The organism is Algibacter sp. TI.3.09, from assembly GCF_038154905.1.
Classification (GTDB): Bacteria; Bacteroidota; Bacteroidia; order Flavobacteriales; family Flavobacteriaceae; genus Algibacter.
Window position 1 is genome coordinate 413,100 of the sequence record NZ_JBAKAN010000001.1, and the last position, 14,586, is coordinate 427,685.

The window sequence follows — 14,586 nt, forward strand, 5'->3', positions numbered from 1 at the left end:
TTACTGAGTATTAGTGACTGATTACTGAAAACTGAATACTGCCAACTAAAAAAATGGAACACAACTCAACTTTCCCGATAAAACTTACCGAACTCGATATGCTTCGCGACGAGGCTTCATCATACTTAAAAAGTGTGCAATGGGAGCAAGGCTCAAGAGCTAAAAATAAAGATAAGGATGCTAAAGACGAATCTATCTTACTCTATTTATCTAGAGCAAATAGCGGTTCTTCGGTAGATATTACTTCGGTTTCTAAAACGATTTTAGCCTTAAAAAAGCGATTATTGCCCGATTCTGTAGCGCTTCCTATTCATTTAAATCAAACTCTTTATGCTGTGCAGGAAGGGATTACTTTGGGCATTTGGATTAAGGATAGCTATTATGATGCTTCGGGATTATCTAGTTTAAACGAAAATAAATCGGCTTTAGATTCTAACGGAAAACGTGAGTTCGAAAGTAAAATGCATACCGCAACGGCATTCATGTTATTTTCAACAGCTTATAAAATCCTAAACGATTTAAAACCTTTTGCTTCAGACGATTTATCGGTTATGAAACAGAAATTTGCCGGTATTCCGGAGGTTTCATTGTTATCACCTTTAAAAGGAATTGCGTGTAGTTTGTTTTATTTTGATAAATACCTTGGACATCCAGAAATTGTAAAGTCTGATAAAGATGTTATCGATTTTACGGTTGTGTATTTTGAGGCTTTAATTGGCGAAATTCAACTTAGAAAAAGTAGTTTAGAGTATACGGAAACCATTGAAGATAGAACGTATAAACTCGAAAAATCGGAGTTTGCTATATCCGGCTGGAATAATGTGTTTTCGGGTACTGCCAAAAGTATTGAATTCAACAAAATAAAATTTGAACAAATTGTAGGTAACCGAGATGCGAAGCACTTTGCACGTCGTTTAACAGAGCGTATGCTGAGTTACGATTTTACGGCAAAAAAGAATCCGTTTCAGGAACTTGGAGGGTTTATGCCCGTTTTTATGGGCTATGGAATTCCTGGTACAGGAAAAAGTATGCTTATTGCAGCTATTGCAACACGCTTAAAAGAGCATTGTGATAATTTAGAAATCCCGTTTTTGTTTCACCCTATGCCAGATACTTTAATTTCTACATTCCAAGGTGGATCGGCAGAAAAAATGGTAGAGTGGATGAAACCGATGCAAGATCCTGCAAAATTGATTTTCGCACCTATTGATGATGCCGAAAACAATTTACAAGAGCGTACAGCTCAAGGCGTATCTGCAGGTGTAAAAGAAGTTATTGGTGTGTTTTTACGTTATACAGAAGGCGCTTATGCCGTAAATTACGGTAACAGTTCTATTGGTTTGTTTACCAATTTACCCGAAATGTTAGATAAAGCCGTGATTTCTCGTGTACAAGGTCGTTTTAAAATTGATGGAGCCCGAACGGAGCACGATTTTTTAGATCAAGATTACATTTGGTGGAATAAACTAAACCAATCTTTACCCGATTTTGTAAACATGGAAAACCCTGAAAGTTATAAGTATTTAAGCGATCAAGGGCTTTCTAAAAATATGGGTGAAATATTAAACACATCTAGTAAACCTAGTGAAGCTAGAGTGCATGCTATTTGCGATAAGGTGGAAGCTAAATTTAAAAGTAACGAGCATTTGTTTTATGCCAATTTGTATCAAGAAATGCAAAAGGCTTTCCCGTTCTTTTCATCTCGTGATGTTAGAAATATTCAGTCGGCTATTTCTTTACGTCTTACCGATTTTGATTTAGAAGAAAGTTGGTTTGAAAACCCTGAAATTTATTTTAAGCAAGATTATGACACTAAGTTTAATATGCTTCAGGAAGTGATGAAAGGGAATATGAAAGGTTTAGATTTCTCTGAAATTAGACGTCAGGAAGTAGTGCGTTACTTAGATAACGTTGCCACTATTGCCGATACCGATTTTAAACGCAAAGTAGACGCTAGAGTAAACCAAATAAATATAGAAACCGCAGCAAGAAAAACTTTTGAAAATGGCATCTAACAGATTAAAAAATATAAAAAGCACGTTGCTTTCTGATAATTATTACATTCTTAAAAAATTAAGTTTCGACTATTTAATGTCTAACGGTACTTGGGTTAACCAAATGCGCGAAGTTTACGATAGAGGAGATGGCGCAGGAATTTTACTTTACAATACCGAAAAGCAAACGGTTATTTTAACCAAACAGTTTAGAATGCCAACCTATCAAAACGATAATGAGGATGGCTTTTTGGTAGAAATTACTGCAGGGATGTTGGATAAAGATAATCCGGAAGACTGTATTATTAGAGAAACCGAAGAAGAAGTTGGTTACCGCATAAATAAAGTAACCAAAGTTTACGAAGCCTATACTTCGCCTGGTGTAATGACCGAGAAAATGCACTTTTTTATTGCTGAATATACGGATGATATGAAAGTGAGCGAAGGCGGTGGTGTAGAAACTGAAACCGAAGATATTGAAGTGCTAGAATTACCTATTGAAGAAGCGATAGAGATGCTTAATAATGGTGAAATTCAAGATATGCGGACTATTGTTTTGTTGCAGTATGCTATTATTAATAATTTGGTGTCTACAAGTTAACAAAACAGGAATGAAAAGAATATTTTTAATCTTTATGCTAAGTATATATTGTTTGAATTTTAGTTTCGGACAAGAACTGCCAGATGGTCAAAAAATATGGAGGTCAGATTCAAAATTGACTATAAATGATTTTAAAATAAAAATTAGTAACGAAAATAACGATGCTGTTTATGCTCAATTTATGATTTCTCATTCAATTGGTGGATTCGATTTTATGAAGCGAAATCTGAATAATAAAATTAAAAACCGGTTTTTAGGAAATGCATCTTGGATAGATACTACAAAAGTTGAGAGTATTGAAAAACAAATTGATTTTCAACAAATGCAATTTGACCTTGCTGAAATTCAAGCAAGAAAATTTAGAAAGCGAATATTAAAAGATAAAGGGCAAATTTCTAAAGGTTTTGATATTGTCGAAAAAATAAATAACGAAATAATAGTAGAGTTTTCTAATGTTAGATTAGAATTAATGAGAGAAACTGAAAGTGGTAGAAATGAAGAAAAGGTTTCAAAATGGAAAGAAAAAATTAAAACAGAACTTGAAGATTTAGATGAGTTCAGGTTCGAGAATGCGAAGAAAATAAAGCTGAATAAATAAGTTTTAAGTTAACAATAAACACGAAGTAAGTTATAATGAAATGGGTTTGTATTAATAACATTTTCAGTAAAATCTATAAGTAAACAAATGCAAAAATTACTAGAAGCGAATTTATACCGAAGCGAACTCATTTCAGTGAGCGGGAAACTCGTCGAGCGTTACAATAAATGCTTGGTAAAGCTTGGTTTTTCGGAAACAAAATTAAAGTCTTTTCAAATTGATGGTATCGGCTGGAGTCCGCAGGTAGCAGAAGAAAAGGGTGAAATAAACTACCTGAATAACGGTGAGGCAAATCCGCATGGTATTATAATTTCGCCTTTACAAAAAGGAAAACCGGTGTATTTACCGTTTCATACGTTCGATAGAGAACTTATGAAATTTGTATTTAAAATTCATGGTGATAAAATTAAAGATATCACAAGAGATTGTGCTATTTGTTTAGATTTCGATCAAGGTATTGATGCGTTTTACGAGCCTTTAGATGTTTTAAAGTACAAAACGGTAAACATCCATTTTCATTTAATTAACGATTTGCTTAACGTTCAAAAACAGCAACGCGAACTAGTTAAAACTTTCAATAGGGATCAGAATTTTATAGACGAAAATATTCAGGCTGCTTTATTACAATCCGCAAAGAAGCATGGCGATTTACGCGAACGCGATTTAGATTTACACGAACTTGAATATTCCACAAGTTCGTTTTATACGCGTGCTTTTGGAGGTGTTTATGTATTGCGAGATTTTATTACGCCTATTGTTGTTTTTGAAGATGAAACTTGGCATAAGGAAGCTATAAAAGATACTAATTACGATGTTTTAATATTCCATATTTCGCAGCCCGAACTTATGGTTAAGCTTCGTGATCATGTTATTATAGAATGCGATTTGGAAGAGGTTGTAAAAGACAAACGTTACGAACGTGTAAAAAAATACGAGATGGCATCCTATTTAAAAGATACACAACACCCTATAAAGGACATTTTAAACGACCCGATTTTATATAAAAGTTATTTAAATAAACTCGACATTAAAGCTCGTAAAAAAGTAATGAGTGTAGAGCGTTATTTAGAAAAGCTGGAAACGAGTAATCAATATAAAATTTCCGATATTGTAGATTCTAAAATGTACGAAGCACTGCACCAACCGCATTCGTCTTTATCTGCCAAACATCAAGATTTAATTTGGATGCTATTGGTAAATATTTCGCCCAAAGATGTATTGTTTATGTATTGGTTCGATAAAGAAGCATTTTACAGTAGTTTTGAAACTTGGGATGAATCTTTAAAAGATTGGGCTATAGAAACTATTAGTAATAATATTTAAAACAAATAGACTAACACTATAAATAAGCTTGTTCTTTTTCCGCGAAAGCGATATAACATAGCATAAAAACAAACAAAAAATCATGACATTAGAACTTATAATCTTTATTGCAGCTATCCTTTTCGGAATTTTTATTTATTGGAGAGAATCTAGAAATAATGGATTTTATCGTTTTTTTAATAAGGTAATAAACTCTAAAGCCTTACAAATGAAGCCTGAGGATAAAACAGGTTTTGTGTACAAGCAATCGTTTTTGTTGCGCTTGGTTTTTGTTGGTTTTCTGTTTTTAATTGGTATTGTAATTGTTCGTTTTTTAATTCCGATAGATGTAGCTACAATTTCTATATTTGCCTCTATGATAGTAGGTACCATAATTGGGACTTATTTGGCTAATTTCATTTTTAAATCTAGTGAAGTTATTGAAGAGCAAACGGATTCGCTTGAAGATATTATGCAAGACACTATTGAAAAAGGAAAGGATTTTATTGAAGATTTAACGAGTAAAGATGATCTCGAAATAGAAACTGTAAAACGAGAGCAGCCAAAAGTTGAAGAAAAAAGTGCACGTGAGAGATTGAAAGATAAAGGGCTTTTGTAATATTTTTTGTTTTGAAAAACGAAACTTATATTATTTAAATAAAAGGAATTGTGATTAACGAGAAAGATACATTACTTAGAGAAATTCAACGTCTAACATTGCTCTTAAAAACATTAATTAGTAAAGTTGTAGACATTGAACCTAACGACATTGATGTTGCTGTTGAGGAAACTGATACGGTTTTAAAAAGTACTTTTGATTTATCTTTAAATGCTATTTCTATAATGCCTAATGATGATTTTAAAAGCGTAATTAAAGATCTAAATGAAGAACACGTTGAAAGATTAACAGAGCTTATTTTTGAAGTTTTGAAAAAGGCAAAACAAACAGATAAAACAACTGGTTTTAACATCATAGAATTGATTAAAAAAAATATACTTTTGATTAACTTTTTAGATGAAAACTCCGATACGTTTTCAATGGAAAGAATGGCAATGAAAAACGTATTGCAGCAAGGTTTATAATGGTTTCGCGCTAAGTGTAAACCAAAACAAAAAGAATAAAAATTTTACAATATAGAAATGATTAAAAATTATTGGAATAAAGGAAAAAAGCAAAAAACAGTAACCGTAATTGGTTTTTTAGTTTTACTTATTTTATTATTTGTTTTACGAGACGATTACCAACCGGCTTTACTATTTGTTAGAAAATACATTTTTGTTATTCTGTTTAGTGCTGTGGTTTTATTTTTTGGTTTGCGCAAGTTTAGAAACTCAGTAAGTACAAGTGGTAGATTGGGTATGCTTGTTGTTTTAATAATCTTTTTCGGAATATTATACGTGGTAGGATGGCAGTTTAAAATGTATGAATACATGAAAACTTACAATGTTTACAATAACCTAAACCGCATTGAAATTAACGAGTTGCCGCTAACACAAAACGAACGTATACAGCCTATGCGTAACGTGTATTCTATGGCAAACGAAAGTGTGGGTGAAACTAAAGATGTGTCATTACCGCATTTGGTTCGTGTTGGAACGGAAAATAAATGGACTATGGCCATACAACCCACTGAGAAATACAGATGGCAAGGTATGACGGATAATACGGAAGAGGTGTTCGCTGTGTCTAGTACAACGCCATTTCCTCGTTTTTCTAGTGAAAATCGTATTCCTGTAACATTTTCTATTGGGGAGTCTTTAAAATTTAGCCGAAACACTTACAATGCCGTAGTGCAACGTTTCAATATTTTTCAATTATTTACCATGGAACCTAGCGATACTTACTACATGAAAAATGATGCTGGTAAATGGGTAGAAGTTGTGAGTTTAATAAAATGGAAAGGCTTTTTATTTCCTTACCCAACTTATGGTGGTGTTATGGTTATAGATAGTGGAGAACACGATTTTAACGATTACATTGAGCGTATTTTAATAGGGAAAGGAACTTATATTAGTGCCGAGGAGATGAAAAATCATCCTTACTTAATTGGCCAAAATACTTTAGCAGAAAAGGTATCGCGTTTACAAGCTGAATCTTTAAAATTCTTAGGTGGTTTTAGCGATCCGTTACCATGGAATATGGAAACAGCTGTTAAGATCCCGAATTTAGCCGATGATCAAAACAAGCAACCTTATGTAACCGATTTTAATTTCTCTGATACCGATACAAATGCTTACAATGGCCTTTACCATTGGTTTGGTTTAGAGCCTGTAGGTACCGAGCGTACCAGTTTATCTTATAGTGTTTTTGTGCCTGCAGATGGTAGTAATGCTTTTTATTATTACGATCATGCTTCTAAAAAGGAAGGTTATGCAGGAGTTTCTGCTATGCCTTTAAAGGTTATTGAGTCGCGTAAGGAATTTGATTGGTCGGTAAATAAACCTGTTGAGTTTCGTCCGTATATCAAAGATATTGCAGGACGTCGTCGTATGTTTTTCTTAGGTACTATATCGGCAATTCGCGAAGATTCTAATAATTTTGATGGTTCTGCAACTCCAGATTTGGCATTAGTAGATAGTGAATATCGCGATGTTGTTTGGATTGATGTAAAACACCCGAGTCAATGGGATAAAACAGTTTACGATCAGCTAAATGAAGCTTGGAGGTCTAGTGAAGGTATTGGCAAGTATTTTCTAGAAGAAACTAAGCAAATTGATGCTGTACAACAACCAACAGATTCTATAAAACCAGTTTCTACAGACGAGTTGCTAAAACAACTTCAAGAAGAGAAAAAAGTATTAGAAATTGAAAAATTAAAGAAAGAAATAGATTCGCTAAAAGCGGCTTCTAAATAGAACTTTAAAAACCTTTCAGATTACTTATTCTGGAAGGTTTTTTTTGATTAAAACTGTAACATTTTATTCTAAACATCTACATATATATTAAAGATATATTATGGGAGGATACATGGGTTTAGGCTTACAGCAGTGGATTTATTCTAGAGATCCGCAAAAAAAGATGTTCAAAAAACAACCTTTGAAATCTTTTACGGCGTTACCCAAACATTCACGAACATTTAAGTTGCAATCTAGTAGAAAAGAGAACAAAAAGCTAAATGGGTTTATAACGGTTCTGTTCGCTTTTAGCGCTTTACTACTGTCCGTTTTTACAATTAATCATTTTATAGATTATTCCGATAAACATACACAAGATATTATCACGACCACAAAGAAAAAAGATTTAGAAACCTTTTTATTTCTTGTAAACTCGGGAGAAGATCGTTTAATAAATAACCACCCTTTTGGGGCGTATTCTGAGTTTAAATTGGCTTATAAAGTAAATCCAGAAAGCGAAAGGTTAAATCAATTATTAATTGAAACACTAAGCATCCTTTGTGTTGATAATAATGAGTTTTGTAAAGAATTAGACCATACTTTGGAAGTTCAATAAAGGTTTAAAGTGTCGCTAAAAAATAGTTTTTCAGGCAATAACTGACACATTTACTGATTATTTAATTTTTAATCGTAAATATTTATCAAATCTTACAAAATTCATCGTTTACTGCTATTAAAGGGCTGCAAGCCATTTCTTCTAATAATAATTTTACAATTTGCTGGTTTTTTAATATTCATGTCTGCATTTTTGCTTTTGGCTTGGTTTTGGTGGATATGGGCATAGAAAGTTTAAACTAAAATATTTGCTGCGTAAGAATTATGCAAAGAATATTTTTAAAAATTAAGTATTATAGTATGAGTCAAGTAAAAGAGAATAACACGGTAAAAGTAAATTACACAGGTAAATTAACAGACGGACAAGTTTTTGATAGTTCAGTAGGGAAAGAGCCAGTAGAATTTACTTTAGGACAAGGACAATTAATTCCTGGTTTTGAGAAAGGGTTAATCGATATGAAAGTGAATGAGAAAAAAACCATTACAATTGCTAAAGAAGAAGCATATGGGGAAATTAATGCAAATTTAATTCAAGAGGTTCAAAAATCAGAACTTCCTCAAGAAATGGCTCCAGAAGTAGGTATGGGCTTAGTGTCTAAATCTCCAGATGGACAAGAATTTAATTTAGTTGTTGTAGAAGTTAAAGAAGAATCTATTGTTGTAGATGGAAATCATCCTTTAGCTGGTAAAGATCTTGTTTTCGATCTTGAAGTTTTAGAGATTAAATAAATACAACACATTTATTTTATAAAAACCCGACCTCATTTGCTTAATGTTTTTAAGTAAATAAGGTCGGGTTTTATTTTTGTAGAAAACAATAATTTGGGCGTTACCCGAAAAGGGTCGGGCTTTACGTTACAAATCCTCGCAAGCCCAATTCCATTGGTCTTACTGTGGGTTTTTCACTGCAATCCCTAACGCAGTTATTTGCGAGCTACATTTTACGTAATAAAGTTTTTTATGTATCTGTAGCGCTTCTTTTTTTTCTTAAAACAAAAGTATCGGATTTACGATTAGCTTTATTTTGCGATACTAAAAGTAAAGATACTTCCTATATTTAACTCAGATTTTAGAGTAATGGTACCTCCTAATTTTTCAACTAAATTCTTCACAGTAAACAAACCAATACCAGTTCCTTTTTTACCTTTAACATCGACTTGGTTGTTATTGTTAAACAGTTTAAAAACTTGGTCTTGTTGTGCTTCAGCAATGCCATTACCATTATCTTTAACTGTAAAAGTATAATTATTTTTGTTTTCAGAAAACCCTAAAATAACTTCAGGATTTGGTTTATTGTTATACTTTAAAGCATTGTCCACCAAATTAATTAATACCTGTGTTACAGCAGCTTTTACTATAAAAACACTATCCGTGTAATTACTGAATTTTAATTGTTTATCATTTAATAAATGAATGCGTTGTACTTCTTCAAAAACAGAATTTAATGTTGCGTATTCTTTATCAGCATTCAGTAACTCGTTTGCTTTATAATGAATAAGTATACCATCTATATAGTCTTTCAATGACTCAGCAGATTCTTCAATAAAACTGATATATTCAATAGACTCTTCAGAAAACGTATTGGCTTCATCTTCTTTTAAAAAAGTAGTTAAAGACATGATGTTAGCCAAAGGCGATTTTAAATCATGAGATACATGGCTTGCAAATCTTCCAAGTTCATTATTTCTGTCCGTTAATTCTTGTTTAGACTCTGCAAGTAATCTATTATTTAATCTTAAATCGAATAGATTTAGAACTTGCTTGGCAATAGTAATTAATGCTTTTTTTTGTGTTTCTGTTAGTTTTCTAGGCACATGGTCGTATATGCATAAGGTACCTAACGCAAGGCCTTCTTTAGTAATTAACGGTACACCGGCATAAAAAATAGCATTTACGCCAGCGACTAGCGGGTTGTCTTTAAAGCGTATATCTTCTCGAGCATCTTCAACAATAAAAATATCATCTTGCAATATCGCATGCCCGCAAAAAGAAATATTTCGAGGAGATTCTTGGATGTCGATACCATGATGTGATTTTAAAAAATTACGATCAGAGTCGAGTAATGTAATTAGCGATATAGGAACTTCGCAAATAGTAGCCACTAAACTCGTTATGTTATCGAAATCACTTTCAGGGAGTGTATCTAGTAGTTTATATCTATTAATTTGCGCAAGGCGTTCTCTTTCATTTTTAGGGAAATCTGGTGCTATCATTTTAGGGAATCTTTAGGAGCTTAAAGTTTTTCTAAGCACGAAAATACTTAGAATTTAGTATTATTAATGCTAAAAAATTAATAAAACAGTTAAATTAACCAATAAAACAGCTGTTTTATTATTAAATAATTGATGTTGTTCAATTGTTCAATCTAAAAAATAGAAGCTAAAATCCTTCAAAAACGCCTAAGCCAAAAAGGGCAAAATCGTATTTTACGGGGTCGTTTTTATCTAGTTTTCTTAAGTTGGTATCTAATTCCAAAAGTGCTTTTGCATCATTTTGTTTTCTATCTAATAGGCCAAGTTTACGAGCAACGTTTCCAGAATGTACATCCAACGGACAAGATAATAGGGCAGGCGATAGGCTTTTCCAAATGCCGAAATCGACACCAGTGTTATCCTTTCTTACCATCCATCGTAAAAACATATTAATACGTTTGGCAGCCGATTTTCTTAACGGATCGCTTACATGTTTTTCAGTTCGCTTTAAATGATCAATTTCAAAAAATGTATGTTTAAATTCAGAAATAGAAGTCTGTAAAAAAGCACTATCGGCATGTTTTGCAAAAACGGCTTCTAAACCATTATGGTTTTTGTAGATGTGCTGTAGTGATTTTATAAATTGAACACAATCGTCACCATTAAAAGTGCGATGTACAAAAGGAAGTAACTTCTCTAAATCGTCTTCGGTATGGTTTAAAACAAAATCGTAAGGAGAATGGTCTAAAAGCGCCATTAACTTATTAGCGTTATTAATAATGCTTTTACGGTTTCCCCAAGCAATAGTTGCGGCTAGAAATCCTGCTATTTCAATATCTTCCTTTTTAGAGAATTGATGAGGAATTTGAATAGGATCACTATCAATAAATTTGGGACTATTAAATTCGTAAACCTTAGCGTCTAAAAATTCTTTAAGTTCTTGTTGGTTTAACCTTTTTGATTGCTCTTTCATAATAAAGCAAAAATACTATAAAAACGAGTTGTTTTATAATTTATAGAGCTTGATAGTATAGGTTTATGTTTTATAAAGGACGTTAAGGTTACAAATGATTTTTTGTGCTTATGGCTGTGGTTTTACTTCAAGATTGTATTAACTTAAAAAAAAGAAACGGCTGTACATAAAAATACAGCCGTTCTAGTAAAGGAAACATTCTTAGTTTATATAACTAGCAAATAAAGTAATTGCTCAAAACTATAGAGTTGGTTTTCTGTAAACTTTATTATTGCTTAATAACTTTTTTTATTGTGGTACCTTCGGTTGTAATTATTTTAAACATATATACGCCAGAAGGATACTTCGTAATATCGATGCTGTTTGTGATACTTTCTAAAGTTTCGTTTTTTATAATTTTACCTGTAATATCTAATATTTGTAATTTGGCAGTGGTTAGATTATCAACATCGATATTAATAGCGTTAGTTGCAGGGTTTGGGTATATTTTTAATTTATTGCTAATATCAAAATTATTAGAACTAAGCGTCGATTCTACGGTTACTACAATTTCTATTCTGTCACTTTCGCAACCGTTGACATTTGTGCTGGAAACCCAGTATGAGGTAGAACCTGCTGTTGTGGTATCTGGTGTAGGTGCTGTTGTTATTCCTGTTCCATTAGTTTCAGTAGTGTACCAAAATAAACCCGTGCCGTTTGCACCTGTTGTAGCTGTTAATGGTGACGCAGTATCACCTTGGTTATATGTTACTGGTGTAGTAACTGTCGCTTCAGAAGGTATTATTGAACCTGTTGTTACTGGAGAACCAGCTAACCAATTAGAAGTTGCACCAGTTAAATCAAAATTTGTTAATGTTCCATTATTTGTACCTGTTACATCTATAGCTGTAGTCTCTGAAGTATTAGTTGATGAGTCGGCGCCTTGATTAAAATTATAGTAGGCTACTAATCCTGTTTCAGTACCTTGTAATTCACAATTTTTACTTCCGTTAATTTGTTCTGCTGTTCTGGCAATATTCCAAATACGAACCTCGTCTAATGAAGCATCTAATCCTCTAGTTGTATCTTGAGGATCTCTCCCTATGTTTACATTAAAATTAGAGTTACCAATATTACCCATTGCAATATTAGTTGAAGCAATCTCAATACCATCAATGTAAATTTTTGATGTCGTACCATTATACACCCCTGCAATATGAAACCAAGTATCTAGAGTAATTGTATTATCTGGAGTAGTTAATTCATGCCACCCAGAATTTGCTACAACAAAATTAACGGCACCATTACCACCAGCTCTTAGCATATAACCACTAGAAGTTGGTGCTGCTTTATTAATAATATTACCTAACCAATGTTCTGAACCAAAAGTATTGAATTTCACATAAGCCTCTAAGGTAATTGTGTTTCCAGTAATTTGTAAGCTTGGGTCGTTACCGCAATCTACATAGTCATTCAAACTACCAAAATTAAGATGTGTTGCAGGTAGTACTACTGTAACTACAATTTCTGTTCTTTCACTTTCACATCCATTTGCATTAACGCTAGAAACCCAGTAAGAGGTAGAACCAACTGTTGTAGTATCTGGTGTAGGAGCTGTTGTTGTTCCTGTACCTCCCGTTTCAGTAGTGTACCAAAATAAATCTGTACCATTTGTACCTGTTGTAGCTGTTAACGGTGATGCAGTATCACCTTGCTTATATGTTACTGGTGTAGTAACTGTAGCCTCAGAAGGTATTATTGAACCTGTAGTTACTGGAGAGTTAGCTAACCAGTTTGAAGTTGCGCTTGTTAAATCAAAATTTGTTAATGTTCCATTGTTTGCACCTGTTGCATCTATAGCTGTAGTCTCCGAAGTGTTAGTTGTTGAATTGGCACCTTGATTAAAATTATAGTAGGCTACTAACCCTGTTTCAGTACCTTGTAATTCGCAATTTTTACTCCCGTTAATTTGTTCTGCTGTTCGCGCAACATTCCAAATACGAAGATCCTCTAAATTTCCATTAAAAAAATCACTACTATTTCTTTTCCCTATTTGAAGAATTCCATTTCCATTATATGTTGCTACTCCTGTATCCTCCCCAACCAAAATACCGTCTTGATATACTTGTCTTGTACTATTAATTACGTCGTAAACACAAGACCAGTGGTGCCAAGCATTATCAGAAACATAATTAGTAGCTGGTATATTTATATCATTGTACCAAAAAGCAAATGTAAAATCATTGGTGTCTCTAAACCCAATATGTAATAGACCGTTATTCACCTCATATCCTTGGGTTAATACCATACTATTCACATCACTTGAAGCACGTTTAGCATAAAATTCAACTGTAAATGATGAGTTAGCTATATTTATTCCTGAAGGCACTTCAACATAATCACTAACACCATCAAAATTTAAATGTGTTCCAGGTAATGCTACTGTAACTACAATTTCTGCTCTTTCACTTTCACAACCATTTGCATTAACGCTAGAAACATAGTAAGTAGTATTTCCAAGCGTTGTAGTTGAAGGTGTTGGCGCATTTACTGATCCAGTTCCTCCCGTTGCATCTGTATACCATAATAAACTTATACCATTTGTACCTGGTGTTGCAGTTAATGCTGTTGCTGTGTCATCTTGTGCATATGCTATTGGTGAAACAACATCTGGTGGAGATGAAAGTGAGGTTATTGGTGAACCAGCCAACCAATTTGAAGATGTTCCAGTTAAAGCAAAATTCGTTAACGTTCCATTATTACCATTTCCCGTTATATCAGTTAAATTAGTTACATTAGTATTTTCGCCTGCATCAATACCTTTATTAAATTGGTAATAGGCTACTAAACCCGGTTCATTACATTGTATTTCGCTACTTTTTGCATTATTAATTTCTGTAGCAGTTCTGATTACATTCCAAATACGTAATTCATCTATAGAACCACTAAAGTGTGAATTATTAAAACCTCCAACAATTAATGAGCCCATTGGAACTGTATATACACCGAATGAACCTGAATTATCTAAAACACCATCAATATATAAGTTACCTTGACCATTTGTGTTTATTGAGCTTGTAGAAAATGCTACATGATGCCAAGTATTATCGTCAACATTTTGATTAGATGTAAGAATAAAACCTCCGTATCCATGTCGACCTGTTGTATAAGTTAGCTTTCCATTAGTTACTGATAAATAACTACTGTCATAACCAGAAATACTAAATAAAATTATTCCGTCAGTATCTGTTTTTATCCAAGCTTCAATTGTAAAATCGGTAACAGAGCTATATGTGTTTGTTATTGATAATGAATCATCTACACCATCAAAATTTAAATAGTCTGCATCACTTTGTGCTTTAGCATAATTAATACATAAAAAGAGTAGGATAAAAAAATAAAATTTTTTCATAAGATTTGGTTTAAATTATTTTTAAGGGTTGTTAAAGCCGCAAAGTTATAGGCTGAATTATTTTTCGAGTAGCCCATTCGGACAA

General features: G+C 32.9%; 12 protein-coding genes. 9 read left to right on the forward strand and 3 right to left on the reverse strand.

The annotated features are described in order from the left end of the window. Positions 1 to 53: 53 nt before the first annotated feature. The 9 genes from V6246_RS01475 (at position 54) to V6246_RS01515 (ending at position 8,674) form a co-directional block, all read left to right on the forward strand. Positions 54 to 2,015: an AAA family ATPase gene (locus tag V6246_RS01475; protein WP_282148314.1), complete on the forward strand. Its 1,962-nt coding sequence runs from the start codon at positions 54 to 56 to the stop codon at positions 2,013 to 2,015. Beyond that, positions 2,005 to 2,595, forward strand: coding sequence for an NUDIX domain-containing protein (locus tag V6246_RS01480; protein ID WP_341558656.1), 591 nt, complete (start codon positions 2,005 to 2,007; stop codon positions 2,593 to 2,595). Before V6246_RS01475 ends, V6246_RS01480 begins: the two co-directional genes overlap by 11 nt. Before the next feature lie 10 nt (positions 2,596 to 2,605). Further along, positions 2,606 to 3,193 (forward strand): hypothetical protein, encoded by a 588-nt coding sequence (locus V6246_RS01485; RefSeq protein WP_341558657.1) that lies wholly within the window; start codon positions 2,606 to 2,608, stop codon positions 3,191 to 3,193. 87 nt (positions 3,194 to 3,280) lie between these two features. Next, positions 3,281 to 4,516, forward strand: coding sequence for a DUF6638 family protein (locus tag V6246_RS01490; protein WP_341558658.1), 1,236 nt, complete (start codon positions 3,281 to 3,283; stop codon positions 4,514 to 4,516). Positions 4,517 to 4,598: 82 nt separating this feature from the next. Beyond that, positions 4,599 to 5,114 carry a hypothetical protein gene (locus tag V6246_RS01495; protein WP_341558659.1) on the forward strand — a complete coding sequence of 172 codons (516 nt, stop codon included), beginning with the start codon at positions 4,599 to 4,601 and terminating at the stop codon, positions 5,112 to 5,114. 50 nt (positions 5,115 to 5,164) lie between these two features. Next, the gene (locus V6246_RS01500; protein ID WP_341558660.1) at positions 5,165 to 5,578 is read left to right on the forward strand and encodes a hypothetical protein; all 414 of its coding nucleotides are present in this window, start codon (positions 5,165 to 5,167) and stop codon (positions 5,576 to 5,578) included. Positions 5,579 to 5,635: 57 nt separating this feature from the next. Continuing rightward, complete coding sequence (locus tag V6246_RS01505; RefSeq protein ID WP_341558661.1) at positions 5,636 to 7,351, forward strand: hypothetical protein; 1,716 nt, start codon at positions 5,636 to 5,638, stop codon at positions 7,349 to 7,351. 100 nt (positions 7,352 to 7,451) lie between these two features. Beyond that, positions 7,452 to 7,946, forward strand: coding sequence for a hypothetical protein (locus V6246_RS01510; RefSeq protein WP_341558662.1), 495 nt, complete (start codon positions 7,452 to 7,454; stop codon positions 7,944 to 7,946). 299 nt (positions 7,947 to 8,245) lie between these two features. Continuing rightward, on the forward strand, positions 8,246 to 8,674 hold the full coding sequence (locus V6246_RS01515) for an FKBP-type peptidyl-prolyl cis-trans isomerase (RefSeq protein WP_159019988.1): 429 nt from the start codon (positions 8,246 to 8,248) through the stop codon (positions 8,672 to 8,674). Positions 8,675 to 8,964: 290 nt separating this feature from the next. Here the strand turns inward: V6246_RS01515 and V6246_RS01520 are convergent, their stop codons facing one another. From V6246_RS01520 to V6246_RS01530, 3 genes are all read right to left on the reverse strand, one after another. Further along, the gene (locus V6246_RS01520) at positions 8,965 to 10,158 is read right to left on the reverse strand and encodes a sensor histidine kinase (protein WP_341558663.1); all 1,194 of its coding nucleotides are present in this window, start codon (positions 10,156 to 10,158) and stop codon (positions 8,965 to 8,967) included. A 166-nt stretch (positions 10,159 to 10,324) separates the two neighbouring features. Continuing rightward, positions 10,325 to 11,110 (reverse strand): TIGR02757 family protein, encoded by a 786-nt coding sequence (locus V6246_RS01525; RefSeq protein ID WP_341558664.1) that lies wholly within the window; start codon positions 11,108 to 11,110, stop codon positions 10,325 to 10,327. Positions 11,111 to 11,378: 268 nt separating this feature from the next. Continuing rightward, positions 11,379 to 14,501 (reverse strand): LamG-like jellyroll fold domain-containing protein, encoded by a 3,123-nt coding sequence (locus V6246_RS01530; RefSeq protein ID WP_341558665.1) that lies wholly within the window; start codon positions 14,499 to 14,501, stop codon positions 11,379 to 11,381. Between the last annotated feature and the right edge of the window lie 85 nt (positions 14,502 to 14,586).

What these genes read in the sequence shown, in the direction of transcription:
- V6246_RS01480 (WP_341558656.1), top strand. Translation starts at nt 2,005, where the DNA reads ATGGCATCTAACAGATTAAAAAATATAAAAAGCACGTTGCTTTCTGAT.
- V6246_RS01505 (WP_341558661.1), top strand. Translation starts at nt 5,636, where the DNA reads ATGATTAAAAATTATTGGAATAAAGGAAAAAAGCAAAAAACAGTAACC.
- V6246_RS01515 (WP_159019988.1), top strand. Translation starts at nt 8,246, where the DNA reads ATGAGTCAAGTAAAAGAGAATAACACGGTAAAAGTAAATTACACAGGT.
- V6246_RS01530 (WP_341558665.1), bottom strand. Translation starts at nt 14,501, where the DNA reads ATGAAAAAATTTTATTTTTTTATCCTACTCTTTTTATGTATTAATTAT.
- V6246_RS01510 (WP_341558662.1), top strand. Translation starts at nt 7,452, where the DNA reads ATGGGAGGATACATGGGTTTAGGCTTACAGCAGTGGATTTATTCTAGA.
- V6246_RS01525 (WP_341558664.1), bottom strand. Translation starts at nt 11,110, where the DNA reads ATGAAAGAGCAATCAAAAAGGTTAAACCAACAAGAACTTAAAGAATTT.
- V6246_RS01490 (WP_341558658.1), top strand. Translation starts at nt 3,281, where the DNA reads ATGCAAAAATTACTAGAAGCGAATTTATACCGAAGCGAACTCATTTCA.
- V6246_RS01485 (WP_341558657.1), top strand. Translation starts at nt 2,606, where the DNA reads ATGAAAAGAATATTTTTAATCTTTATGCTAAGTATATATTGTTTGAAT.
- V6246_RS01520 (WP_341558663.1), bottom strand. Translation starts at nt 10,158, where the DNA reads ATGATAGCACCAGATTTCCCTAAAAATGAAAGAGAACGCCTTGCGCAA.
- V6246_RS01495 (WP_341558659.1), top strand. Translation starts at nt 4,599, where the DNA reads ATGACATTAGAACTTATAATCTTTATTGCAGCTATCCTTTTCGGAATT.
- V6246_RS01475 (WP_282148314.1), top strand. Translation starts at nt 54, where the DNA reads ATGGAACACAACTCAACTTTCCCGATAAAACTTACCGAACTCGATATG.